Consider the following 26,717-nt stretch of genomic DNA (forward strand, 5'->3'; position numbering starts at 1 on the left):
GTAGGCTCCTTTTTGTGTGTAGTCAAGCTACGACTTGGTTGAAGCAAGGTATCTCCGGTTCACTTCCTCGGCATGCTGACGAATCTCACTGCGAAGTTGGAGAGGTTCAATCACTTCGGCTTCACGTCCTAATCGGTAAAAGAATCGTACGGCCCAGTCCCATTCCCCTGGTGGACAAAGGAATGATAATTCCCAGAGATCCGGGGCAATTTCAGTCATCTTTTCACCAATATGCTCGTCCTGTTCAGCTTCAATCATTCCCCGATAACTCAGTTGTACCTTAACCAGGGTTGGCGGCTGTTCTGGAGGGATCGGCTTACTCTGCTGTTGCTCTGCCTGTTCATTAAGCATCTGTGCATCCTGTGGTTCGATCGCTTTGACTTCGATAATTCGGTCAACCCGGAACAGACGTTGTTCAACATGTTCGAGGGAATATGCTTCACAGTACCAGAAGCCAGAGGAAGCATATACCCGTGTGGGACAGATATGCAACCAACGCTGACGTGATGCGGAGCGATACAGCACACTAAGCCACCCGTGTTCGGGTATACATGCCAGCAGTGCGTCCAGATGAGGAAGAATGTAATTGCGGTCTGGAATATGATGATGCAGTTGTTTGAGCATGGGATCAATTCGCGACATAATATCATCCGGAATGATAGCCTTAACTTTGTTCATCAGGGTCCAGCGTTTCTCATGAAAGGGTGTGTCGGCGTAGCGACTTAGACCTTCAAGAGCGAATAGGAGCGTCGCTGCTTCTACCGGGTCCAGCTGTAATGGGGGTAATACGTAACCCTCCATAAGACTGAAACCGCCTCCCGGACCGGAAATGGCAATAATAGGCACATTCATCTCGGAGAGGGATTGAATATCCCGAAGAATCGTGCGACGGGAAACCTCAAATTTCTCACCTAATGAGTGTGCCGTTTCGTGACCATGCTGTAATGCCATTACGATGGCAGCAAGCCGATTTGTTCTGTTCATGTCAGCCACTCCGTTTCGATCTGCGCCGCCGGAAAGTGATGTCGTAGTTATATTTCTATTGTAACAACGAATAAGTGACATCATGAGTGTCACCAATATTTCAACTGTTCATTATTTTATAATGGATCAGCATCAGGATTCACAAGCATGTTCCGGCAGGCTTTGTTAAAATGTGTTTCTCGTCCAATTCGCTTTGCATACTGATATTTCCTTCTATCAAAAAGACCACAGATCATGCCAAAAACCCGTATCCGGTGTAGACGGATACGGGAAGTAGCAGCTTTTGGCTTACAGAAGACGATAAAGGTCTGAAATCTATACCAATATCCTCGCTGAAGACAATAACAAGTATAAAAGGAATGAATATGTGACACTTTGTATCGCGGGTATTTCTATCACATTATATTATTCCGAATGATTCCAATTAAGCGAAATCGCTTATTTCATTTCGAGCAATTGCACTCCACGGGCTTCAATCTCAACACTTCCCGAAAGCTCACGATTGGTGAGCAGATCATGTGCCTTAGTTGTTCCCAGATCATAGGATTGTGTGGTTGCGTTATGGTTCATGACAAACAGGTAGGGTCTGCCGTCTTTGGTTCGTGCGCTTACTTCAACACCTTCTGGTGTCTCAAGCAAGGATTCTACGTTCTTGGCTGCTGCAAGCTGTCCCAGCAAACCATCCAGGAAGCGCTCATCCGGGTCGGATGCAACGTACCAGGCTTCACCTTGACCAAAGGTATTACGTGTCACAACAGGCATGCCTTTATAAAAGTCGTCTCCATACTCCGCGATGACTTCGGCTCCTTCACTGTGCAGCAGGTCACACAGCATGCCGCAGCCATACTCTCCTTGAAGATCACCGTAGGTTTCTTTGAGGACAATGCGGTTCTTTTGCTCAGGCAGCAGGGCATCAATCTCTTCCACCCAGATTCCGAGCAGTTTACGGAGTTCTCCCGGATATCCACCTGTAGTCACGAGGTCGTTCTCGTTGACAATGCCGCTGAAGAAGGTCGTCAGGAATGTTCCACCTGCTTCAACAAACTTCTCCAATTTGGCGGCAAACCCTGGTTTAACCATGTAAAGAACAGGGGCAAGGACAATGTCGTATTTGCTCAAATCCGTATCCACACTGACGATATCTACCTGTATGTTACGACGGAAGAAGGTTGCGTAGTATTTATGGATCTGATCCACATAGTTCAGGGCAACCGTTGGTCCGCTTGATTTTTCGATGGCCCACCAGTTATCCCAGTCGAACACAATCGCTACTTTGGATTCAACAGATGCATCCAGCGTGGTATCTCCAAGGATCTGCAATTCCTTGCCCAGCTCAGCGACTTCGCGGAATACACGTGTATTCTCATGCCCAGCATGCTCAATAACTGCACCATGATACTTCTCACAGGCACCGATGGAGCGGCGAAGCTGGAAGAACATGATGGTATCAGCCCCGTGCGCAACAGATTGATAACTCCACAGACGCATGACACCTGGACGTTTCAGTGAGTTATATGGCTGCCAGTTCTGCTGACTTGGTGTTTGCTCCATCAACATGAACGGTTGACCATCCTTCAGTCCGCGCATAAGGTCATGAGCCATTGCCGTGAAGCTGACAGGAGTGGCGAGACCAGGATAACTGTCCCAGGAGACGATATCCAAATATTTTGCCCATTTGAAATAGTCTAATTGCTTGAAGAATCCCATCAGATTGGTAGTAACAACGGAGTCCGGAATATGTTTTTTGATTGCATTGTATTCCAATAGATAACAATCCAGCATGCTGTCGGAGTTGAAGCGAGAGTAGTCCAGCGAGATTCCCTGGAACGTTGAATTGTTGTTACCCCAATGTTCGCTCAGGTTACTTGGTAATACAATCTCGTCCCAATCGTAGAAGGTATGCCCCCAGAAATTCGTATTCCATGCTTTGTTGACCTGTTCCAGAGTCTGATAGCGTTCTTTCAGATACACGCGGAACGCTTTCTCACAGTTGTCACAGTAGCACTCACCGCCATATTCGTTGGAGATGTGCCATACGAGAACCGCGGGGTGATCCTTGTATCGTTCGGCCAGTTTATCCGCAATCTTCTCAGCGTATTTGCGATAGGTCGGGCTGTTGGGACAGGAATTATGGCGCCCACCGAATTTGCGTTTGCGTCCATCGGCATCTACACGAAGCACGTCTGGATATTTCTTTGCCATCCAGGCTGGATGGGCAGCAGTGCTTGTTGCAAGGCATATATAGACACCGTTTTCATGTAAACGATTAATCAGTTGGTCGAGTTCTTCAAAACGGTAAGTAACTTCATCAGGCTGAATCAGTGCCCATGAAAATACGTTGATTGTGGCAATATCAATGCCTGCCAATTGGAACATGCGCAGGTCTTCAAGGTGGGTTTCGTGATCCCACTGTTCCGGGTTATAATCGCCCCCGTAGAACATTTTTGGCAGTTTGTTACTAATCAATGTGTTCACCTCTTGTATAAGAATAATCCTATACTATATGATACATATGACTTTTAAAATATAATAAAAGTAATGACTGATATAAGAATAAGGAAGTGTATTTCAGCTTGTACCCAAGGAGGCATCCCATGTTTATCTCCCCCCCCGACATCAACGATATTTCATGACATCACGTGATCAGCCGCTACCCCTTTATATTGAGAGCCTAGGTTATAACGGCAATCAGGAGAAGGTGTCCAGACCTGTCGGGTATCCCTGTTACCATTGGCTTCAGACAGTAAAGGGAGCAGGAGAATTCAAGTTTGCCGGGTCCACGGTCGTACTGGGGGAAGCATCAGGTATTTTGCTGCCGCCAAATGAACCGCATGAATATGTGCGCGCCCAAGGAGAGTGGGAGACATTCTATATTACATTTGGCGGTTCCCAGTGTCCGGCAATCTTGGAGTCACTTAGTCTGGGTGAAGCAGCGTTGCATCAGTGGGAGCAGAGCAGTCCGTTCAATGATTACGGCCAGGAAGTGCTGGATTCGATCAGAAGTGATCAGGATTTGTCGGGACTCGAGGCGTCAGCGGATATATATCGATTTCTGATTTTGCTCAAAAAACATGGCATGACCGGCAATCGCTCTTCGATCTCTCATGCCGTGGAGAGACTCGCTCCGCTCATTGCATTCATGGAACAGCATTATGCGAATCCTGAGATTGGTCTCGAACATATGGCTGACGTCACGGGGATCTCATCCAGACATCTGAACACCTTGTTCAAGCAGTCCTTTGGCATGACAGCCTACAGTTATTTCATTTTGCTGCGCATTCGCAAAGCCAAGGAAATCATGACCGGGGATACCGCCCTGACGATTAGGGAGACTGCAGTTAGGGTAGGGTTTCGAGATGCAAGCCATTTTGTAGCAACTTTTCGCAGGATTGAGGGGGTGACTCCTGAACAGTTCCGTAATTTGTACTAACATGTACCCAAATGATCAAAAAGTGATGCCAGGAAGGTATTGATGCGTTAGGGTCATTACCGTTATGATGGTATCGATTCCTGAGATTCGAAAACGTTTAAACGGACCCATGTATCCGTTCTACTTGGAGAGGATGATTGAAGATGACAACAACTATACCCTTATGGGATCATGCTGCACCTTATGCAGCCCAGGGTCATGAAGACGAGATGCCACATTTGATTCCATTTATTCAGCCCGGTTCCGAGAGCGCTGTCATTGTATGTCCAGGGGGCGGCTATGGATTCTTGGCTGATCATGAAGGTGCTCCAATAGCGGAATTGTTGAACCGTGCAGGTATAAGTGCATTTGTCCTGAATTATCGGGTGGCGCCTCACCAGCATCCTGCACCGATAACAGATGGTCAGCGTGCCATACGTTATGTTCGTGCTCATGCTGAGCAGTATGGCATCAACCCTGCCAAGATTGCAGTACTTGGTTTCTCCGCAGGCGGACATCTCACAGCAACACTGGGAACGCTGTATGACGAGGGACAACCGGATCATGAGGACCTCATCGAACGCCAGAGTTCACGCCCGGACCGAGTTATTCTCTGTTATCCGGTCATTACGATGGAGTCCTATGGACATGCCGGTTCCCGTGAGAATTTGCTTGGGTCGGACGCCTCTGCCGAGCAGATCAAGGCTTTCAGTGCGGAGAAGCAGGTAAGAGCGGATGCTCCTGAAGCGTTCATCTGGCATACCAGCGATGACCAGGCAGTGCCTGTAGAGAATAGCTTGCGTTACGCACTTGCATTGGGTGCGCATGGCATCCCCTATGACTTGCACGTTTTTGAGAAAGGGTCACATGGACTTGGATTGGCTGAGGACAACCACGCGGTTCGGGTATGGTCAGATCTGTGTCTCACATGGCTCAAGAATCAAGGCTGGTAATCACTGATTGGATAACAACTTAACGGTCTGATTAATCAATTATTCTTATATTAGCGCCTTGGAGCGAAGGAGAAAATGACGATGAAATTGCAAAAAAATGACAAGCTTCTGTTTATCGGGGATTCGATTACAGATTGTGGTCGGGAACATCCTGTAGGCGAAGGCAGTTCAGGTCTGGGCCATGGTTACGTAGCGCAAGTCTATGCCCTCTTGCGGTCCATCTATCCGGAATTGATGTTGCGTGTCCAAAATGTGGGTAATGGTGGAAATACGATTCGTGATCTGAAACAGCGCTGGGATCGTGATGTGCTGGACCTTAAACCGGACTGGCTGACGATCATGATTGGCATTAATGATGTATGGCGTCAGTTCGACAACCCATTGTCAACAGACTCACATGTGTTTCTTGAAGAATACGAATCCACATTGCGTGAACTGGTGGCTTCGGTTCGTCCCAACCTGAAAGGTCTGGTGCTAATGACGCCTTATTATCTTGAGGCCAATCCAGAAGACCCGATGCGGGCAACGATGGATATCTACGGAGAAGCGGTACGCAGGGTAGCGAATGAGTATGATGCAGTGTATGTGGATACACAGGCTGCATTTGCTCCATTTTGGGATCATTTTTATACGTCTGTGCTGACTTATGACCGGGTACATCCGGATGCAACGGGCCATATGGTACTGTCCAAAGCATTCTTGGATGCCATCGGATTCGAATGGTCAGGCGGCGTCAAATCTGAATAAGGACGTGAGGGCATGAGCGACGTAACTGTAGCAGTACAAACCCCGGCATTACTGGGGGAAGGTCCAAGCTGGGATGCGGAGAACAATCGATTATTGTGGGTAGATATTGAAAGCTTCAAGGTGCATGTGTATGATCCGGCTACAGGGCAGGATCAGGCTTATGATGTCGGTGAACATGTCGGGGCTGTTGTTCCCTATCGTGGTGACGAAGTTGTGGTTGCTTTACGCAGTGGATTCCATACGTATCACTTGCTTACGGGTGAGCTGCAAGCCATTGAGGACCCCGAACAAGATAAGGATACCAATCGTTTTAATGATGGAAAATGTGATGCGAAGGGCCGCTTCTGGGCAGGCACGATGAGCATGAATAATGAGAGCAAAGCCGGATCGTTGTATTGTTTGGAGCAAGGGCAACCCGTTCGCACAATGGTACAAGGTGTGTCTACATCCAACGGTCTGGGCTGGAGTCCGGATCGGCAGACCATGTATTACATTGATACCCCGACACGTTCTATTGACCGGTTTGATTTTGATTTGACGGCAGGTACGATTCAAAATCGGACAAGTGTCATTCACATACCGGAGGAATTCGGTTTTCCGGATGGGATGACGGTTGATGGTGAGGGCATGCTGTGGGTTGCGCACTGGGGCGGAGGAAGAGTCACTCGTTGGAACCCGCATACATCAGAACTGTTGCAACAGATCGAGGTGCCGGCAGATCAGGTAACATCCTGCTGTTTTGGTGGACCTGATCTCAAAGAGTTATACATTACAACAGCACGTATAGGGATTAAGGAAGAACGTCTAAAAGAGACACCGGATGCGGGCTCACTTTTTGTCATCAGACCGGGCGTTAAAGGGCAGGAGACTCACGCTTATGGTAGCCAGCAATAAACAGGTGCCAATTATATAGTGAACCTTAGTGAACCTCTGCCTGGTTTGCCAGGAAAGAAACGATTCCATTTTTTTACTCTTATATAAAATGTCGAAAGGTGCTGTTCTAACAGCATCTTTTTTTGTTGTATAAACCAGTTTGAACACTGAAAATATTTTACAAAAATCGGAATTTCGACAGAGGGGTTTGGAGATTGCCAGCGAATGTTATTTATTGAAAGTATTATCCAGATAACCGCGAATCAAGAACAATTATGTAAGCGCTTAACAATATGACTGGAAGGGGGTGAGCTTCTTGTATCAAGGGATGCATTGATTCGTCTGGCACGCCATCATCAGCACGATGAGACAGCGGGGATAGACCGAAATGCAGTAACGAAGTAGAAGAGGAGGATAAGTTGATATGAGAACGTTTATGGGGAAATTGCGATTGATGAGCCTGACGGTTGCTGTAGTAACCGCCTCGCTGGGAGGACTTGCTGGAACAACAGCGGCGGCACCAAGTGAAGCCTATGAGTGGAAAAATGTGGTGACGGGTGCAGGAGGCGGGTTTGTACCGGGCATTATTTTCAACGAGTCGGAAAAGGATCTGATCTATGCCCGTACAGATATCGGGGGAGCCTATCGCTGGAATGCGGCAGACGAGAGGTGGATACCCTTAACGGATTTTGTCGGCTGGGATGACTGGAACAAGAATGGTGTGGACGCACTGGCTACGGACCCGGTTGATCCCGATCGGGTGTATATGGCAGTTGGGACGTATACGAATTCGTGGGACCAAAATAATGGCTCCATCTTGCGCTCTACGGACCGGGGAGATACATGGCAAACCACAACACTTCCGTTCAAAGTGGGCGGCAACATGCCGGGACGTTCAATGGGAGAACGCCTGACCGTGGACCCAAATGATAACAGTATTCTGTATTTCGGTGCACGAAGTGGTCATGGGTTATGGAAAAGTACCGATTACGGTGTGACCTGGAACGAAGTCACAAGCTTCCCGAATCCGGGAAATTATGTGCAAGATCCTTCGAATGAATATACCAGTGACATCGTAGGTCTGGCATGGATTACATTTGACAAAACAACAGGTTCGGCAGGGCAAGCAACCCAGACAATCTATGTGGGTGTTGCGGATAAAGATCAAAGCGTATATCGCAGCACAAATGGCGGCCTGACCTGGTCAGCTGTTGCTGGTCAACCTACAGGTTATATTCCGCATCATGGTGTGTTTGATTCAGACGGAAGCCTCTATATTACGTACAGCGATGGTGTTGGACCCTATGATGGGGCAAAAGGTGACGTGTGGAAACTGAATACGTCTACAGGTGTCTGGACCAACATCAGCCCTGTTCCAAGCAGTAGCACGGATAATTATTTTGGATATGGCGGATTGGCTGTTGATGCACAGAATCCCGGTACATTGATGGTTGCGACATTAAATTCCTGGTGGCCGGATGCCACCTTGTTCCGGAGTACAGATGGCGGAGCGACATGGACACGCATATGGGAATTTGAAGGATATCCGAACCGGAAGTTACGTTATACACAGGATATTTCGGCAGCGCCATGGCTCACATTTGGCACCAATCCTGCCCCACCCGAAACAACCCCAAAACTGGGCTGGATGATCGGTGATCTGGAGATTGATCCGTTTGATTCGGATCGCATGATGTATGGAACGGGTGCTACGATCTATGGAACGAAGAACCTGACAGACTGGGATGATGATGAAAAAATCAATATTTCAGTGATGGCGAAGGGGGTTGAGGAGATTGCCGTGCTGGATCTGGTCAGCCCGCCAAGTGGTGCACATTTGATAAGCGGATTGGGAGATGTCTCCGGATTCCGTCATAACAATCTGGACCAGGCTCCAGCTACCATATTTACGAGCCCGAACTATCCTTCCACAGAAAGTCTGGATTTTGCAGAGTTAAGTCCAAATACGATGGTTCGCGTAGGTAAAGCAGATTATGCTGCTGATCCCAATGCAAAATCCATGGGTTTGTCCAGTGACGGAGGTACTACGTGGTATAAGGCCAATGCAGAACCTGCCGGCACAACCGGAGGAGGGACCGTAGCCATCTCTGCGAATGGTAACCGACTCGTATGGAGCACATCAGATAAAGGCGTACATTATTCGACTGGCGGCAATTCATGGACGGCAAGTACGGGCATACCAGCACAGGCAAAAGTGATTTCGGATCGTGTCAATCCAAACAAATTTTATGGATTTGCAGCGGGTAAAATCTATGTGAGTGTGAATGGTGGTGCTACTTTCACGGCATCATCTGCGACCGGACTTCCAATGGAAGGAAATGCCGATCTGGATGCCGTTCCAGGTGTTGAAGGCGAACTCTGGTTTGCAGGTGGTAGTGAGGAAGAAGGTCCTTACGGATTATGGCATTCCACGGATTCAGGAGCGACATTCACGAAGCTTGCCAATGTAGAGGAAGCAGACAGTATTGGATTTGGTAAAGCGGCCCCTGGGCAGAGCGTTGTTGCGTTATACACGGTTGCACAGATCGATGGAACACGTGGATTCTTCCGCTCCGATGACGGTGGTGCCAATTGGGTTCGTATCAATGATGATCAGCATCAGTATGCTCGTGTAACCACAATTACGGGTGATCCGCGTCTGTATGGAAGAGTATATCTCGGAACAAATGGCCGCGGAATTTTGTATGCTGACCGTGTTGGAGGTAACAATGGCGGAGGAGACGGCGGGGGTACACCAGTGACCAACTCTGCGATTACACCGGTTACAGCCGAATTTGATCGCAAAGCAGGGAATCAGGTTAATATTCCAGTCACGTTAACACTTAACGGGAATACACTTGCATCCATTCGCAACGGGAATGCAACGCTGGTTTCAGGTACAGATTACACGTTGACAGGCAATGAGGTCGTATTAAGTAAAAACTACCTGGCTTCACTGCCAAATGGCGCAGCGACGCTAACCTTTCAATTCAGCGCAGGCGCTCCTGTGACCTTGAATCTGCTCATTAAAGACACGACAGCTGCACCTGTTGGAACCATACGCATTGAGATGTTTAACAGCAACACTTCAGCGACGGGCAGCTCGATTAGTCCCAAATTCAAACTGACAAACACAGGTACTACAGCCTTGAATCTGTCTGATGTGAAAATCAGATATTATTACACGATAAACGGTGAACAGCCTCAGAACTTCTTCGCTGACTGGGCGACTGCTGGCAGTGCGAATGTAACAGGCACGTTCAGTGCACTCAATCCAGTTCGGACAGGTGCTGACCACGTGCTTGAGATTGGATTCACAGCTTCTGCTGGAACTCTGAGTGCAGGACAAAGTACGGAAATCCATACGCGCATCTCCAAGAACAATTGGACCAACTATACGCAAACGGATGATTATTCTTTTGCAGGTAGTCAGACTTCCTATACGGACTGGTCCAAAGTCACTGGTTATATCGCGGGAAGTCTCCAATGGGGAATTGAACCATAAGTGAGTGATTTAACGAAATAAAGGATTGAAATAGGGGTCCTGATTCGCCAGATGATCACATGGCGAGTCGGGGCTTCTTATTTTGTCGAAATATAGTGTAAACTATAGATAGTTACCATTGCTTAAAGGATCGTTTTAGGATATAAAAAGATGTACAATTAATTTAGAATTAATGTAACCGCTAACACTGGAAAGTGTTTATAACCGATATATAATAGTTGGTATAGCCTGTACAGATATAGAGGAAAGATTAGACAAGGGGGTCGCGATCATGAACCGGTTGTGCAAGGTGCTGATTGTTGACGATGAGTTTCTGGTAAGACAGGGCATAAAGCACCATATGAACTGGGAAGCGGAAGGATTTATCATTGTGGGTGAAGCTTCCAACGGTGAAGAAGGATTACAGCAGGTGAACCTGTTAAAACCGGATATTGTGATCACCGACATTGTCATGCCTGTCATGGATGGCGAAACGTTTGTCCGTACACTAAAAGCCAGTAATCCGCAGATTGAAGTTATTGTACTTAGCAGCTTCAGTGAATTCGAGTATGTACGTTCAACGCTTCAGCACGGGGCAGCCGATTATATACTGAAACCCAAGCTGGATACAAATGAATTATTGCAAGTCCTTCAACGCACAGCGGGTAAAATTCCGGAGCTACAGTTCGAGCCGTCGCACGATGGCTGGAGACTTGGACAACTGATGGAGAAGATGCTGTCCGGATTTACACTGGATGAAGATAGCGAAATGCCGATCATTCGAGATACCTTTCCGTATGAATCCTTTCGCTTGCTTGTGTATAAACCCGTGGGTGCTGGAGGGAATCCACTGAAGATGGATCAGGAACAGATTGAATCCAAGCTCCGCAGTGATCTGCCTGAAGTAGAATGTGCAATGGTTCCCGCAGAGGGTACATTACCTGTGATGCTTCTTAATGTCGATCCTGTGAGAGATGAATGGATGCTTGAACGGATCAGACAGTTGGCCAGTGAAAATGCAGCAGGAGAAGACAGTCCTGGTTGGGTGCTTAGTGAAAGCTTTACTTCATTTGAACAGATGGGTGTTGTTTACCGGGAACGCCTGATTAAGCTGATTGAATATCGTTTCTATTATAAGGATCGACCAATCCTGGTGTATGGTGAACTGCCTCCGATGCATCCCGCAGGTTACCAGTTTAATGTGAATATGTTTTTGCAGCATGTGAAGCGTAACCGGGTCGAAGCGGCAAGGGAGTATTTACAGGATCATGCAAAAACACTTGGACGGGATTATATTGCCGATGTTTTTGAAATCAAATCATTTCTCGGTAACTTGATATTTAACGTGACCATTACCCTCGCGGATATGGATGTCCAGTCTGCCGGGCTGGAAGAGAGCAAATATACTTATTTTAAAAATGTGGACGGCGCTTCGAGTCTGGACGAAGTCATGACCGTGCTTGATCAATTCATGACGGAAGTTCAGGAGTGCACCGTTGGTGCGGGTGGAAAACGAAGTGATCCCAACATGAAGATGTTGCTGGATTACATGCATGAGCACTTTGATCAGCCGCTCGGGCTTGCTGAAGTAGCCAAGCACTTTCATTTTAATCCATCGTATTTATCCAGTTATTTCTCATCTCACAAAAAAGAAGGATTTAATGAATACTTGAATAAAATTCGGATTGAAAAAGCCGAGGAACTGCTCCGATCCGATGATGTAACGATCTCTGAGATTAGCAGTATGGTAGGTTATTCCGATCATAGTTACTTTTGCAAAGTGTTCAAAAAATTCACCGGATTATCACCAAGCCGATACCGGCGCAAATTCTGGGCATAAAGTCAGAAGGATAAGATCATGAAGAAATGGATGAACCAATTATCTCGTCTCGGATTGTTTCCTAAGTTGTTTCTGGTTATGGTGGTCAGTATTGTCCTCGTTTCTGTACTCATCTTATGGACGACCATTCACATGTCAACCAATCTGTTTACTGAGACGTTCAGTATCACAAACTCCAAGGTGCTTAATCAGATCAAAACAAATTTTGAATCCTTTAATGAGGCCATTGCTGCCGTATCGAATAATGTGACGCAGAGTGGATCGATCCGAGGATTCCTGTCCGAAGGAGATGCCGATTCCCTCACGATGGCCAAATCCTTCTATAATATGAGGGAAACGATGGATCGAATTCAATCCATCACAGAATCCTACGAAGTTGGGATAACAATTATCGGGATTAATGGACGGAGCTATTCCACGAATCGTGCTCACCTTCAGTTGTCCGTGGATGAATTGAAGCAGGAGCCAATTACGATGGAAGCAGCTGAGACGCCGAGTCGTCTTATCTTTGATGTTTACCAAAACGAGGCAACGCTCGGGAGTCAGCAGATGATCTCTGCGACGAAAGCGTTGACGGACCGAACACGCAGCCGGATATACGGTACGCTCTATGTCACGATGAGAGAAGACATATTCCGGCAATTTTACAGCAGCTTTACAAGTCGTGGCAATGATGTGGTCATTATGAATGAAAAAGGTGAGATTGTATCATCGAATCGTGAAGACTGGATCGGAACAACTCAGCTGGATTTGCTCTCGTATGCCCGGGATATGAACAACAACTCTCCGAGAAGTATTAATGCTCGTGTGATGGATCAGGATAGCGTTGTGTTATCCGAGTATTTACCGTTCTATCGGTTTTATATTGTCAATGTAGTGGATAAGGATCTGGCGATGGGTCAACTTATCGACATGAAGACGGTTGCCCTGATCTGTGCAGCTATCGTTGTGGGGGCACTCATCCTTGTGTTTCTCATCACCAGCCAGATTACCAAGTCACTGCGCAGACTTGTGAAGCAGATGTCCAACATTACAAAAAGTGATCTGGACAACTATATTCCGGTGAGCGGAAGCTACGAGAGCAGGCAGCTTGGTCATGCTTACAATTACATGCTTGATGAACTGCATGATTATGTGGATCAGTTAGTACAGACACAGCATGAACAACGGAATGCAGAGCTTGCGGCATTACAGAGTCAGATTAATCCTCACTTCTTGTACAATACACTTGCATCTGTCAAAGTTCTGGTGCAACAAGGCAACAAAGACAGGGCTGCGGAGACGATTAATGCATTAATTGGATTGCTGCAAAATACGATCAGTGATGTGAGTCAGACTGTTACAGTGGAACAAGAAGTCGAGAATTTGAAAAATTATGTCTTCATTAATCACGTCAGATATGGTGGCCGGATTAAAGCAGCTTTCTACGTTGCTCCGGATTGTACACACTATCATGTACCCAAACTGGTGATCCAGCCGTTTATCGAGAATGCATTTTTCCATGGATTCATCAAGAAAGAAACGGGTACGATTCATGTCATGGTTTCCAGAGCGGGAGAATCACTCATCTGTGAGATTATGGACAACGGGGATGGAATTGAAGGACTTGTCATGGGAGAAACGTTGCCGAATCCAAAGAACAATCGTCAACTATTCAGTGGGATCGGTATTCGCAATGTCCATGACCGTATTGAGTTATTATATGGTTCACCTTATGGTGTCACCATTATGAGTACGGTTGGGGAAGGAACGAGAGTCACCGTTACACTACCTTTAATCACGAGTTGAATCGAAACCCGATTCCATTAAATACACTTAAAATCGAGATCCCTCGCTTCTGTTTTCTACAGAGTCGGGGGATTTTCACGTGTCAGAGGTAAAGCGGGTGAAATCATTTTTGTACTATTTCAAGATCAAGAAATTACAAAATCAAAAGAAATTACAAAAAACTAAATTTAATGCAAACGGTTTCTGTAAAGGTTTTCATTGTGGCAATAAGATGACAAATCCGTACAAAATTATTACTAACGAATGGAGATATGGGAATGATAAGATGAATACATCGAAAGCAACCGCTTTCAGAAAACGCAAACAAATTACACACAAAGAGGTCGAAGGGGAGTTGAATGTTTTGAAAAAAATGTGGGTATTGATGCTCGTTACAGTACTGCTGTTGTCCGCATGTTCATCCGGTGGCGGAGGTAAATCCGCTAGTGGTGGTGACGAAAAAACAAACGAAATCACGGTCTGGGCTTGGGACAAAGCTTTTAACGTAGCTGCAATGGAAACAGCAAAAGAAGCATATCAAAAAGCAAATCCTGATGTGAAAATTAACATCATTGAATACGCTCAAGCTGATATCATTCAGAAACTGAACACAGGTCTTAACTCCGGAACTGCCAGTGGTCTTCCAAACGTAGTTCTGATTGAAGACTATCGTTCACAAAGCTTCCTGAATGCATATCCTGATGCGTTCAAAGATCTGTCTTCCAGTATCACGGCTTCCGATTTTGCAGATTACAAACTCGGACCAACAGCGTTTGATGGCAAACAATACGGAGTACCATTTGACTCCGGCGTTGCTGGTTTGTACTACAGAACAGATCTGCTGGAGCAAGCTGGCTACAAAGCAGCTGACCTGCAAGACATCACTTGGGATGACTACATCCAAATTGGTAAAGACGTAAAAGCTAAAACAGGTAAAGAGCTTCTTTCTCTTGACCCGAATGACCTTGGTTTGATTCGTATGATGATCCAAACTGCAGGTAAATGGTATTCCGCAGAAGATGGTAAAACACCTGACATTGCTAATAATGCTGCTCTGAAAGAAGCGTTTATTACTTACAAAGCAATGATGGATGCCAACATTGTTAAATTGCACTCTGACTGGAGTCAATTCGTTGCCAACGCCAATAACGGTAGCGTAGCAACAATTCCTACAGGTAACTGGTTCTCACCATCTGTACGTCAAGAAGCTTCCCAATCCGGTAAATGGGCTGTAGCTCCAATACCGAAAATGGCTGGTCAAGCAAACTCTGTTCACGCATCCAACTTGGGTGGTAGCTCTTGGTATGTTATGAACAACGTTCCTGGTGCAGATCAAGCAGCTGATTTTGTAGCAAAAACATTTGGTTCTGACAAACAATTGTATCAAGATCTGTTGAACAACATCGGCGCAATTGGTACGTACAAACCAGCAGTTGATGGTGACGCGTATGCCAAAGCAGATGAGTACTTCGGCGGACAAAAAATCTTCACAGACTTTGCAAATTGGACGAAAGAAATTCCAAGCGTAAACTATGGTATCAACACATATGCCATTGAAGATATTCTGGTAGTAGAAATGCAAGCATTCCTGAACGGTAAATCAATCGATGACGTTCTGGCTGATGCACAAAAACAAGCTGAAGCACAATTAAACTAAGATACCCAAGGTAACTTATAGAACCCTAGGAAACATCGGAGCCATCTCCCATGTCCGGCGCAAGTCGAACCGGATATGGCGAGGGGCTCCGTGGGTTCTACCCATGTTCCATGGAGAGAGAGGAGCCATACTGTGAAAGCCATGAATACAGGAGACAGTCTCCAAAAGAAAAATAATTTGACTGGATGGGCTTTTGTTTTGCTGGCTGTTGTCGGGATTGTTGCATTTTACTTCTACCCGATGATCCAAGCGCTGCTCTTATCGTTCAAGTCTGGTGTAGGAGCCAATCTTGAATTTTCGGGCCTTTCTAACTACAAAAGATTGTTAGTTGATACAACGTTCCGTACAGCATTATCGAATACATTTATCTACTTGATTATTCAAGTGCCTGTAATGATCATTCTTGGTTTGTTTATTTCCGTATTGCTGAATGACAGCACACTACGTTTCCGGAGCTTCTTCCGTACAGCGATTTTCTTGCCTTGTGTAACTTCATTGGTAGCGTACTCTGTTGTATTCAAATATCTGTTCGCACCAGATGGAATGGTGAATCAATTCCTGATGGGCTTGCACATTATTGGCGATCCAATTCAATGGATCACAGACCCGTTCTGGGCTAAAATTACGATCATAATCGCCGTTACTTGGCGTTGGACCGGATATAACATGATTTTCTATCTGTCATCCCTGCAAAACATCGATCAATCGATCTATGAAGCTGCAAGAATTGACGGAGCGAATGCTTTTACACAATTCTTCAAAATCACTGTACCTTTGCTTAAACCGATTATCCTTTTCACGTCCATCACATCAACGATTGGTACATTGCAAATCTTCGATGAGATCATGAATATTACCAAAGGTGGTCCAGGTAATGCGACCATGTCGATTTCACAATACATCTACAACCTTTCGTTCAAATATTCACCGGACTTCGGTTATGCAGCAACAGTGTCGTATTCCATCGTAATCTTGATTATTGTATTGTCCATCATCCAGTTTAAAGTGGCAGGTGATAATAAAAATGGCTAAAGCTAAAGCAAAACGGATTTTCACGTATGTGTTCCTATCCATCGTCGCCTTTGTATCCATTTTCCCTTTCTTCTGGATGCTGGTCAGTTCAACAAATGCATCAGTCGATGTCACCAAGGGTAGACTGCTGCCCGGTTCAGCTTTTATTGATAACTTCAACAAACTGATTGATTCGACAAATCTGGTACAGGCTCTCGGAAACTCGGCGATTATCTCTGTGGTCTCCACTCTCTTGGCACTGTTTATTGGTTCCATGGCAGGTTATGGTTTCGAGGTATATCGCACGAAGTCTCGTGACATTGTGTTTAATATCCTGTTGTTATCCATGATGATCCCGTTTGCAGCGATCATGGTACCACTGTATCGTATGTTTGCAACAATCTCGGGAGTTGCACCGGTTATCGGAATCAACACGATGGCAGCAGTGATCCTGCCAACCATCGCAACAGCGTTCCTGATCTTTTTCTTCCGTCAGAACACCAAAATGTTCCCGAAAGACTTGCTGGAAGCTGGACGTATTGATGGTTTGAGTGAACTCGGCATCTTCTTAAAGATCTATATGCCAACCATGAAAACAACATATGCAGCGGCAGCAATCATTACATTCATGAGTAGCTGGAACAACTATCTGTGGCCACTCATTGTATTGCAAACACCTGACCAACAAACGATTCCACTGTTGATCTCAAATCTGGGTGCTGGTTATTCTCCGGATTACGGAGTAATCATGACAGCAATCGTGATTGCAACACTGCCTACAGCAATCGTTTTCTTCATCATGCAGAAACATTTTGTTGCAGGTATGGTAGGTTCCGTGAAGTAATGAAAACAGCATAATCCGTGCAAATGACGTATGCAGGAAAGAAGAGAGGGCGCTGTTATGGCGTACCTCTGTCTTTTTTGTTTATGTAAAGCAAAAGGAAATCCAGCGTAAACCTTGAATAAGTCAAACTATAACGTTTTAAAGGGAGAGAGAGCCGATGAAAGCAACAAAGGCAGATATCAACTGGTTGGGGGACGTAAGTGTATTTGAGGTAAACCGTCTTCATGCCTATTCCGATCACCGTTACTACCAAACAATGGACGAGGCTGTAGGTTCAGGCGCGATGTCCATGCGTTATGATCTGAATGGTACGTGGAAATTCAACTATGCAATTCGTCCAGACAGCCGTTCTGAGTTTTTCTATACATCCGATTTTTCCAGTGAAGGCTGGGATGATATTGAAGTTCCGGGGCATATCCAGCTACAAGGATACGGACAGATTCAATATGTTAATACACAATATCCTTGGGATGGCCTGAACGAAATTCGTCCGCCGGCATTACCACAGGATAAAAATCCGGTTGGAAGTTACATTCGCACATTCCACCTGCCGACAGGTTGGGAGTCGAATCCGGTATATATTTCTTTCCAAGGTGTAGAGTCTGCATTCTATGTATGGCTTAATGGACAATTCGTAGGATACGGAGAAGACAGCTTCACGCCATCTGATTTTGACCTGACGCCATTCCTTCAGGATGGAGAGAATAAACTCGCAGTTGAGGTGTATCAACGCAGCACAGGCAGCTGGCTGGAAGATCAGGATTTCTGGCGTTTCTCCGGTATTTTCAGAGATGTGTATCTGTATACCGTCCCGACTGCACACGTACGTGATGTTCATGTTCGCACAGATCTGGACAAGTCCTATACGAACGGTACATTGCAGCTAGACTTGAAACTGGAAGGAAAAGCGGTTGCTGGAGCGCGCGTAGAGGCTGAACTTCGTGATCGTGAAGGCAATACCGTTAAAACGTTTGAGTCCAAAGTTAACGATGGGCAAGTAAGTCTTCGTGAAGACATTGGTACAGTGAACCTGTGGAGCGCAGAGATTCCATACTTGTACCGTCTCTATATTCGTGTATATGATGCTGCGGGTACACTGGTTGAGGTAGTTCCTCAAGCCGTTGGTTTCCGTACATTTGAAATGATTGATAAAGTGATGCACATCAACGGTAAACGTATCGTATTCAAAGGTGTGAATCGTCATGAGTTCAACCCGCGTCGTGGACGTGCGGTTACGAAGGAAGACATGCTGTGGGATGTTCGTACCATCAAACAGAACAACATGAATGCCGTACGTACGTCACACTATCCAAACCAAAGTCTGTGGTATGAGTTGTGTGATGAATATGGATTGTATGTTATTGATGAGATGAACCTGGAGACACACGGATCTTGGCAGAAACTTGGTGCTGTTGAGCCTTCATGGGTTATTCCAGGTGACAAACCGGAATGGCATGATATCGTTATGGACCGCGCTGTATCCATGGTGGAGCGTGACAAAAACCATCCGTCCATTCTGATCTGGTCTTGTGGTAATGAATCACACGGTGGTGAAGTCATCTACAAAGTATCCCAATACTTCAAATCAGCTGATCCAACACGTCTGGTACATTACGAAGGTGTATTCCATGATCGCCGTTTCGATGAAACAAGTGATATGGAGACTCGCATGTATGCCAAACCGGCAGACATTGAGGAATTCCTGAATGCAAACCCGACGAAACCTTATATCAGCTGTGAGTACATGCATGCCATGGGTAACTCTATTGGTGGTATGCACAAATATACGGAGTTGGAAGACAAATATCCGATGTATCAAGGTGGATTCATCTGGGATTACATCGACCAATCCATTTATAAAAAAGATCGTTACGGCAAAGAGTTCCTCGCTTATGGTGGAGATTTTGGTGATCGTCCATCAGACTATTCGTTCTGTGGCAACGGTATCGTCCATGCTGACCGTAAAGTAACTGCGAAAATGCAGGAGGTCAAATTCCTTTACCAGAACATCAAGCTGTTCCCGGATCGTGAAGGTGTCAAAATCGTGAACGGTAATCTGTTTGCAGATACATCTGCGCTGGAACTGGTATACAGCTTGGAGCGCGAGGGACATGAAGTGCTGCGTGGAACATTGGAAGTGAACGTGGATGCACAAAGCGAGACGGTAGTGAAACTTCCGCTGGGTGCAGAAGCTCTGGCGGGCGGCGAGTACGCTGTGAACACTGCATTTGTGTTAAAAGAAGCTACAATGTGGGCTGACAAAGGCGAAGAAGTGGCCTTTGGACAGTTTATTTTCACACAGGATCAGGTAAATGATGCAGTTGAAGTCGACTTGAACCTTGTAAGTGATGTACAAGTTATCGAAGGTGATGTTAACATCGGTGTTCGTGCTGGCAAGACACATGCGCTGTTCTCCAAACAGTTTGGGACACTGGTTTCCCTGAAATTGTCTGGTCGCGAGACGATTGCTGTACCACCTGCACCGCTCTTCTGGCGTGCAATGACGGATAATGACAAAGGTATGGCGATGGGCTTCGAACTGGGCGCCTGGTATGCAGCGAGCCTGATGCCACGTTCTGTAGAGTGGAAAGCGGAACAGAAACCGGATCAATACCGGATCGAGTTCACGTACAAGCTCAACATTTCGGAGGATGTACAAGTGAAAGTGGTCTATACCGTTCATGCAGATGGAAGTGTACGTGTGCATAATACGTACAAAGGTACAGCCGGATTGCCAAACCTGCCAATTCATGCATTGTCCTTCAGAACATCACCTGACTTCGAAAACGTGGAATGGCTTGCGATGGGACCCGAAGAAAATTATGCAGACCGCGCATTTGGCGCACGTCTCGGTATCCACGGCAGCAAGGTAGCTGATACTGTAGCTCCATATCTTGTACCACAGGAATCAGGCAACCGTACTGGCGTGCGTTGGGCCAAATTGACGGACAATGCAGGACGTGGCTTCAAAATCGAAGCTTCTGGAGCTCCGGTTGAGCTGAATGTCTCACCATATACGGCATTTGAGCTGGAGAACGCACAACATGCGTACGAATTGCCACCTGTGCACTATACGGTCGTGACTGTAGCAGGTAAACAAATGGGTGTTGGCGGTGATGATAGCTGGGGTGCTCCGGTTCATCCGGAATACCTGATCCCTTCAGACGGCGAACTGACATTTGAATTTGTCATTCGTGCACTGTAAGTAAAAAAATCGTACAGAATAAAGAATGTATTCTATAAAGAACAGAGGTCTTCGCTATCGGAGGCCTCTGTTTTGTTATGTCAACGAACAGCTTGAGAGGCTTGGTATGAAACCGTTCTCTCTCCAACCTCGTAATGTACGAGACAGGAAACATAAGAGGGGGTTCAAGATGAGTAAAAAAGCAAAGACAGGTATATGGGTGACGGTGTTGGTCTTCTTGGGTATCATAGTTGGATGTTTCATATGGTATTTCAATACCGCTTCGGGTGAACGTGCACTCAAAACAATGAGGTCCAATAACTCGGGTGGTCTGGAGAGGGTTGTTAAAGTGTACAGCAATAACGGTGAATTGATTCAGACCTATGATGGTAAGATTGACGTGGAAGATACGGAATACGGCAATAAAGTATTATTTGATCTCAATGGGAAACGTGTTGTGATCTATAATGCAACGATTGTTGTTGAAGAGAAGTAAGCGTAATTTGCCAGTCTTGACGAAGCACTGGTTTGGAATTTGTAATGACACCTTATCTCTTATATGGTAAAATTAAGGAAATGATATAAGGGTCGGGTGAGATTTTTATGGTGGATATGTACCTCATAATCCTAGTTGCTATCTTGGGAATGATCCTGTTCTATAGCTTGATTGCTTATTTCTTGATTCGTTTCATTTCGAAAAAAGCATTCAAGCTGACGTTAACCAAATATGAAATGATGGAGATTATGACTTGGCTCGCCGTGTTGTTTATTACCTTCATGATGATTAAGAATGGTTCGGTGAATCTTCTCTTGCCGGTTGTTTTACTTATCATTCCATTGATCAATTTGCGACTTTCCAATCGGAAACATAGAGAGCTGAACTCGTAAGCTCTTGCTACGTTGGGGTAAGGTACAAGAAGGATGAACATAGGAAAGGTTGACGGAGATTACATCACTAGTCAACCTTTTCTAGTTGTATGATTATGAATGGTGAAAATGAACGGGAGGATTTCAATAATGATCTTCGGAAAATCAACGGATACTTCAGGTGTAACGCAGGTTGCCAATCTTTCGGATGAGTTGCAGTCTGTTTTTGATCAAGCAGAAAGCAAATATAAAATAGTTGATATTGAACTCTTCTTTGTTTTCAGGTGTCTTCCTGAAGAATATGAGAGGAAGTCGACGGTCAGACATGTGAAGAAGGAGAATGTCATCTATTTTGATCTGGTGGTCAGCGAGGATCGTTATAAGACATTAAGCAAAAGCAAACAACGGTATGTCTTAAGCCATGAGTTTTATGCTTTTTTAAGTGAAAAGATCCAGAAATACAATATTGAACATTTAAAAGTGAATGAGTTTATTGCAGATATGGGCATGTGGCTGAGGGAGATTGGATGGTTGCAGACCGAAGAGGAAGCCGAAATAAGTGAATTTGAAGAAAAGTATAACTAGCAAAATAAATGAAAACATAAACAACAAAAAGAAGCCCTCTTTCGAGAGCTTCTTTTTCATGGGAGAGGGGTTAAATTGGTTTATGAGTTCACATATATAATCGTGAAACGCTTGGTAGATTAAGCTTTTCATAAAATATGGAGTAGAGTAGAAATGTTGTTTTTGGGTACTTTTTGCGAAGTAGCTCGACAAGTTGGGTTATCGTATAGCTCAGGTTAAACCTCTCTTTATGCTGGGAAGCCTTAAACCTTCCAAAAGATACCATCAAAGAATTAAGTTTGGTATGATTGGTTTTGGGAATACAACCAGCATGAAGCTGCCTGAGGGGGATTTATTCCGTGTATGATATTTATGTAATCACAAATAAAGTGAACGGCAAAAGATATGTGGGATACACGTCAAAGGGATATGAGTCGAGATTCAATGATCATATCAAACAATCTCGTGGATCAAGCGAAAGGTATCTCTGCCGAGCTATAAGGAAATATGGGAAAGACCAATTTTATACCGAGTTAATTGAACAAGTCGAAACACTCGCGGAAGCTGCTGAAAGAGAAAAACACTTCATTGGAAAAATGAAAACCTTTGCTCATAACAAGGATGCGCATGGATATAACGCGACTTTGGGGGGCGAAGGAATGAATGGGGCGGTTTTCTCAAAGGAGACGAGGAAGAAAATCAGCGTCACCCACAAGAAGCGCGGAAGCTGGTCCGGGGAATCGAATCCTAAGTATGGAAAGGGACACCTTGTTAGCGGAATAAACCATCCTCTATTTGGAACTAAGATGTCAATAGACACAAAAGAGAAGATCGGTAATTCAAATAGAGGACGCTTAAAAGGTAACGCTAATCCATCCATAAAGGCTGTAATATGTTATTCCTTGGAGTGTTCAACTGGTTTAATTGAGAAATTCAACTCTTTTTTTGATTTAAGAGATTCATTTGAAAAGAGAGGTATAAAATTGAACCGTAGCAGTGTTCTTGCAGTCATGCGAGGCGGAAAAGGTCGAAGGACTTTTAAAGGTCATATGTTTTTTCGCCAAGATGTCACAGAACACCGAGTCCTAACTGAGATTGAACATAAATTCAAACACGGAATCATTGAACCAGTTGTAATCAAAGATCACAGACAAGGCAGTATCCATCCAAATGCAAAATCAGTCTCTTCTTATGCTGTGGACGTATCAAACGGAGAAATTCATAAGTTTGACTCGTGGTTTGATTTGAAAAGTTGGTTTGATGTTCGAGTCGGTTCCACCAAGACCAGTTATTCCAACTTATATAATGCCTTAAAAGGCAAGTATCGTCATACCAGAGGATACAAACTTTTCAGAGAAGATGTGACTGACAAAGATACGATGGATGATCTTTTATTGAAATACAACGAGGGCAGAACCTTCAACGACTAGTCGAAAGACGTAGGGCCAAGCGGCTCGAAACGGGAGGCATCCAAGCCTTCTTTTTTTATTGCTTGGATGAAGATATAGTCTGATCGTATGGAAACATACAGCTGCCGAGTGGCGGCATGGTATTAGCGACACCATGTGAACAGAAATGGACGCGATCAAGGAATTGACCATCCGAACCAAGGACCAATCGAAGACGACTTATGAAGGTTATAAGCTCCTGAACCTCAACGCTGAGCAATTCGAACAGGCCATAGCCGGAGGCGGAGAAAACGCGAAGAAAGCTACCCAGAAAATATTCCAAGCATTGTCTAAAATCCAGGACCCAATTAAGAGAAACGCCGCTGGTGTCTCCTTGTTCGGTACTCAGTTCGAGGATTTGGAGTATGAAGCGATCAAGGCCATGGGCGAAGCCCGTAGCCAATTCGATAAGACTAGGAAGACCATGGATAACGTCAAAAATGTCAAATTCAACACCCTGGGCATGGCGTTTCAGTCCATCGGACGTTCGGTTGAGATGGATTTCATTCAGCCCTTAGGTAAAAAGTTGTTGCCGGTTCTTTCCAAAGTGGCAAAGTGGTTCCAGTCTACTGATGGCAAGGCGTGGATGCAAAACATGCAGGACAATATTCAAAAGATCATCAAAAAGGCTGTTGATCTGTACACAACGATTAAGAATAACTGGTCAGGTGTAAAAAGTATTGCTCTGTCTGTCGTAGCGGGAATTGCAGCTATGCAAACAGCATTTACAGCATTAAAGATAATTGGCAGTATTAATGCCCTTATGAAAGCATATAAAGCTGGAACACTTTTAGCCTCAGCTGCACAATGGGCTCTGAATGGAGCTATGCTCGCTAATCCAATTGGCATAGTGATAGTTTCCATAGGTGCGTTGGTAGCGGCTATCGTCCTAGCAGTAACACACTGGGACTCCATTAAAGCTGCGGTGGGTCGATTCTGGACCGCTGTACAAGGCTGGTTGGGTGGTATTGGTGCTTGGTTCTCCGAACGGTGGAACGAGGCTTACAATGCGGCTACAACGGCGTTTAGTGGCCTGACAGGTTGGTTCGGTGGAATATTCGAAAGCATCAAAGGAACATTCAACAGCGCAGTGAATTGGATAATCGAAAAACTGAACTGGGTAATTGAGAAGGCCAACGGGATCAGCTTCGACATCCCGGACTTCTTAGGAGGCGGAACTATCGGGGTAGACATCCCGAAAATCCCAACGGTCGGTGGGTATGCAACAGGCGGATACGTCAACAAACCTGAGCTTGCTTGGGTCGGGGAAGGCAGATCAGCGGAGTGGATCATCCCGGACAACAACTCTCCTAAATCACAAGGATTGTTGGATGCTGCAAACAGAAGTATGGGTTACTCTCCGGCACCTTCTAGTGGAGGTATGAACATCGTGTACAGCCCTAATATAAACATCAATGGTAACGCCAGTAAAGCAGATATTGTTGCAGCTCATGACGCTGGCCGCGCTTCATTTGCACAGGAAATGGCTCAATGGCAGAGACAAAGGGAAAGGGTGAGTTTTGGATGACACGATGATTGGTGAAATGAAAGTTTTGTACACAAAGAATAATAGAAGAATTATAATGGGCATGAAAGGCTCTGTTGATGGTTTATCAGCAGAGCCTTTTATTGATATACATAACTAGTAGTCATATATTAAAATAGAAACATTATGAGTTTTGAGGGGGGATTTTACTGGGACACCCGTCAACTAAAAGTGGTATTCCTGTACATAGTGCGCTATCACATCTAAAAACTGCTTCTACATGGTACCGGTTTCCGCTACACATAATAGTTGGAGATAATTTCAATTCACTAACGAATGAAGAAAAAGAATTTATCCTTCTACATGAAGAAGGTCACCTAACCTATGGTCTCGTCCCTCCTGGAGAGTCTTGTGACAAAGAACTCGAAATAGAGCATAATTGCGATTTGTACGCTTTGGAAAGATCTAATCTTGATGCTGCGATCGGAGCCATGGATAAGATGATCGCCAATTCTATAAAATTGAAATTTACAACAAAAATAAAGAATTGATTAAAATAATCAACATCATTATCATTTTGAGGAGGGAATAGTTTTGTCGATAAACTGGAAAGTTAGTTGTGAAATACATATTTTTCATTATGAAAATTTCAGATTAGAGCCTGTCACAATAAAGTTCAAATCATACACATGTAACGTTTCTTTTATTTCTGGGGATTATTCTTCAGAGGAGGTTGGTGGACTGAATGAAGGATCAAGGAGCATAAGTGCTATAGAATTTTCTATCAGTAATATTGATAAAAAAGTGGATAAAGTAGAACAACTCATAAATGATGAAGAGAAACTTGCGAAAACAGTGTTGAATATAACTAACCTTGTCGCTAGAGTGGTCCGAAATGAAGGGGTTTGTACGTCAATCAATGAAGTCTCTTTTGATGAAAGAGAAGATTTGCATAATGTTTTCTATAAGTTGGGACTTGTAAACCCATTAACTAATTCTGAATACAAGCCTAATTTGGAATCTATGTACGTAAGTATAGCTAAGAATGAAAGATTAAATCGTGTCAACATCGGCACTGCTCATGTCAATTATGAGACCTGGTATGAAGAAGTAAAGCCTGCAATAAATACGGACTACATAACACCTCCGGAGAGAGTTTTCTTTGTTAATGCTTTGGAACAATATAAGAACAAAAATTACCGAATTGCGGTAATCGAATCTACGATATCTCTTGAAATTGTACTAAACGGTTTCTTGAGTGCTTATATGAGAAACTATAAGAAAATGACAGATGAAAAAGTGAAACAGTTTTTAAGTAAAGAAGTGGGCCTAACAGCAAGAGTAATTGGTTTGCTGCCCTTAACCATTAACGAAAAATCCCTAGAGGATATTGACTTGAATTCTGTATTAAAGCTAATCCAGTGGAGAAATAAGATTGTTCATGCTCTCGGTGATATTCCAAAGGGGATAGAAACTGATGTCTTTGCAGATTCTTTTAATAATGTGCTTCAACTTATTTTATTACTTTCACATAAAAAAGAGATTGTGGAGTCTAGTAAAGAGATAAAATTAGGAAATTCAATAATGCTTCCTTAGATC

The 26,717-nt window shown here is 44.8% G+C and carries 19 protein-coding genes; 17 read left to right on the forward strand and 2 right to left on the reverse strand.

Going from position 1 to position 26,717, the window contains the following annotated elements; translation table 11 throughout:
- Positions 1-27: 27 nt before the first annotated feature.
- Positions 28-984, reverse strand: coding sequence for a helix-turn-helix transcriptional regulator (locus tag V6668_RS11005; RefSeq protein ID WP_338708417.1), 957 nt, complete (start codon positions 982-984; stop codon positions 28-30).
- A 438-nt stretch (positions 985-1,422) separates the two neighbouring features.
- Positions 1,423-3,450 (reverse strand): beta-galactosidase, encoded by a 2,028-nt coding sequence (locus V6668_RS11010; protein WP_338708418.1) that lies wholly within the window; start codon positions 3,448-3,450, stop codon positions 1,423-1,425.
- A gap of 163 nt (positions 3,451-3,613) precedes the next feature.
- Between V6668_RS11010 and V6668_RS11015 the strand changes: the two genes are divergently transcribed.
- From V6668_RS11015 to V6668_RS11095, 17 genes are all read left to right on the forward strand, one after another.
- Complete coding sequence (locus V6668_RS11015) at positions 3,614-4,414, forward strand: AraC family transcriptional regulator (protein ID WP_338708420.1); 801 nt, start codon at positions 3,614-3,616, stop codon at positions 4,412-4,414.
- A 143-nt stretch (positions 4,415-4,557) separates the two neighbouring features.
- Positions 4,558-5,346 carry an alpha/beta hydrolase gene (locus V6668_RS11020; protein WP_338708422.1) on the forward strand — a complete coding sequence of 263 codons (789 nt, stop codon included), beginning with the start codon at positions 4,558-4,560 and terminating at the stop codon, positions 5,344-5,346.
- 81 nt (positions 5,347-5,427) lie between these two features.
- Positions 5,428-6,093 (forward strand): SGNH/GDSL hydrolase family protein, encoded by a 666-nt coding sequence (locus V6668_RS11025; protein WP_076208943.1) that lies wholly within the window; start codon positions 5,428-5,430, stop codon positions 6,091-6,093.
- 12 nt (positions 6,094-6,105) lie between these two features.
- A complete protein-coding gene (locus tag V6668_RS11030) occupies positions 6,106-6,987 on the forward strand; it encodes an SMP-30/gluconolactonase/LRE family protein (RefSeq protein ID WP_338708423.1) in 882 nt (293 codons plus the stop codon).
- Between the two features lie 403 nt (positions 6,988-7,390).
- A complete protein-coding gene (locus tag V6668_RS11035; RefSeq protein ID WP_422395250.1) occupies positions 7,391-10,471 on the forward strand; it encodes a X2-like carbohydrate binding domain-containing protein in 3,081 nt (1,026 codons plus the stop codon).
- Between the two features lie 271 nt (positions 10,472-10,742).
- Entirely contained in the window at positions 10,743-12,290 is a 1,548-nt protein-coding gene (locus V6668_RS11040) for a response regulator transcription factor (protein ID WP_338708424.1), read from the forward strand.
- A gap of 18 nt (positions 12,291-12,308) precedes the next feature.
- Positions 12,309-14,078 carry a cache domain-containing sensor histidine kinase gene (locus tag V6668_RS11045; protein ID WP_036670305.1) on the forward strand — a complete coding sequence of 590 codons (1,770 nt, stop codon included), beginning with the start codon at positions 12,309-12,311 and terminating at the stop codon, positions 14,076-14,078.
- 352 nt (positions 14,079-14,430) lie between these two features.
- Positions 14,431-15,714, forward strand: a complete 1,284-nt coding sequence (locus V6668_RS11050) for an extracellular solute-binding protein (protein WP_235193818.1) — start codon at positions 14,431-14,433, stop codon at positions 15,712-15,714.
- A 141-nt stretch (positions 15,715-15,855) separates the two neighbouring features.
- On the forward strand, positions 15,856-16,746 hold the full coding sequence (locus V6668_RS11055; protein WP_036610887.1) for a carbohydrate ABC transporter permease: 891 nt from the start codon (positions 15,856-15,858) through the stop codon (positions 16,744-16,746).
- A complete protein-coding gene (locus tag V6668_RS11060; protein ID WP_036609483.1) occupies positions 16,739-17,569 on the forward strand; it encodes a carbohydrate ABC transporter permease in 831 nt (276 codons plus the stop codon). Before V6668_RS11055 ends, V6668_RS11060 begins: the two co-directional genes overlap by 8 nt.
- A gap of 157 nt (positions 17,570-17,726) precedes the next feature.
- Complete coding sequence (locus tag V6668_RS11065) at positions 17,727-20,774, forward strand: glycoside hydrolase family 2 TIM barrel-domain containing protein (RefSeq protein ID WP_338708425.1); 3,048 nt, start codon at positions 17,727-17,729, stop codon at positions 20,772-20,774.
- A 169-nt stretch (positions 20,775-20,943) separates the two neighbouring features.
- A complete protein-coding gene (locus V6668_RS11070; RefSeq protein ID WP_017689244.1) occupies positions 20,944-21,249 on the forward strand; it encodes a hypothetical protein in 306 nt (101 codons plus the stop codon).
- 143 nt (positions 21,250-21,392) lie between these two features.
- Positions 21,393-21,641: a hypothetical protein gene (locus V6668_RS11075; RefSeq protein WP_338708428.1), complete on the forward strand. Its 249-nt coding sequence runs from the start codon at positions 21,393-21,395 to the stop codon at positions 21,639-21,641.
- A gap of 129 nt (positions 21,642-21,770) precedes the next feature.
- Positions 21,771-22,205 carry a hypothetical protein gene (locus V6668_RS11080; protein WP_338708430.1) on the forward strand — a complete coding sequence of 145 codons (435 nt, stop codon included), beginning with the start codon at positions 21,771-21,773 and terminating at the stop codon, positions 22,203-22,205.
- A gap of 338 nt (positions 22,206-22,543) precedes the next feature.
- Positions 22,544-23,614, forward strand: a complete 1,071-nt coding sequence (locus tag V6668_RS11085) for a GIY-YIG nuclease family protein (protein ID WP_338708431.1) — start codon at positions 22,544-22,546, stop codon at positions 23,612-23,614.
- 145 nt (positions 23,615-23,759) lie between these two features.
- Entirely contained in the window at positions 23,760-25,160 is a 1,401-nt protein-coding gene (locus tag V6668_RS11090) for a hypothetical protein (protein WP_338708433.1), read from the forward strand.
- A 552-nt stretch (positions 25,161-25,712) separates the two neighbouring features.
- The gene (locus tag V6668_RS11095) at positions 25,713-26,714 is read left to right on the forward strand and encodes a hypothetical protein (protein WP_036670316.1); all 1,002 of its coding nucleotides are present in this window, start codon (positions 25,713-25,715) and stop codon (positions 26,712-26,714) included.
- Positions 26,715-26,717: the final 3 nt, after the last annotated feature.

Origin of the sequence: Paenibacillus amylolyticus (assembly GCF_036894225.1) — a bacterium.
Classification (GTDB): domain Bacteria; phylum Bacillota; class Bacilli; order Paenibacillales; family Paenibacillaceae; genus Paenibacillus; species Paenibacillus amylolyticus.

Bases quoted from the DNA above. Each gene is read 5' to 3' on its own strand.
- V6668_RS11005 (WP_338708417.1), bottom strand. From the start codon at position 984: ATGAACAGAACAAATCGGCTTGCTGCCATCGTAATGGCATTACAGCAT.
- V6668_RS11015 (WP_338708420.1), top strand. From the start codon at position 3,614: ATGACATCACGTGATCAGCCGCTACCCCTTTATATTGAGAGCCTAGGT.
- V6668_RS11020 (WP_338708422.1), top strand. From the start codon at position 4,558: ATGACAACAACTATACCCTTATGGGATCATGCTGCACCTTATGCAGCC.
- V6668_RS11025 (WP_076208943.1), top strand. From the start codon at position 5,428: ATGAAATTGCAAAAAAATGACAAGCTTCTGTTTATCGGGGATTCGATT.
- V6668_RS11030 (WP_338708423.1), top strand. From the start codon at position 6,106: ATGAGCGACGTAACTGTAGCAGTACAAACCCCGGCATTACTGGGGGAA.
- V6668_RS11035 (WP_422395250.1), top strand. From the start codon at position 7,391: ATGAGAACGTTTATGGGGAAATTGCGATTGATGAGCCTGACGGTTGCT.
- V6668_RS11040 (WP_338708424.1), top strand. From the start codon at position 10,743: ATGAACCGGTTGTGCAAGGTGCTGATTGTTGACGATGAGTTTCTGGTA.
- V6668_RS11045 (WP_036670305.1), top strand. From the start codon at position 12,309: ATGAAGAAATGGATGAACCAATTATCTCGTCTCGGATTGTTTCCTAAG.
- V6668_RS11050 (WP_235193818.1), top strand. From the start codon at position 14,431: ATGTGGGTATTGATGCTCGTTACAGTACTGCTGTTGTCCGCATGTTCA.
- V6668_RS11055 (WP_036610887.1), top strand. From the start codon at position 15,856: ATGAATACAGGAGACAGTCTCCAAAAGAAAAATAATTTGACTGGATGG.
- V6668_RS11060 (WP_036609483.1), top strand. From the start codon at position 16,739: ATGGCTAAAGCTAAAGCAAAACGGATTTTCACGTATGTGTTCCTATCC.
- V6668_RS11065 (WP_338708425.1), top strand. From the start codon at position 17,727: ATGAAAGCAACAAAGGCAGATATCAACTGGTTGGGGGACGTAAGTGTA.
- V6668_RS11070 (WP_017689244.1), top strand. From the start codon at position 20,944: ATGAGTAAAAAAGCAAAGACAGGTATATGGGTGACGGTGTTGGTCTTC.
- V6668_RS11080 (WP_338708430.1), top strand. From the start codon at position 21,771: ATGATCTTCGGAAAATCAACGGATACTTCAGGTGTAACGCAGGTTGCC.
- V6668_RS11090 (WP_338708433.1), top strand. From the start codon at position 23,760: ATGGACGCGATCAAGGAATTGACCATCCGAACCAAGGACCAATCGAAG.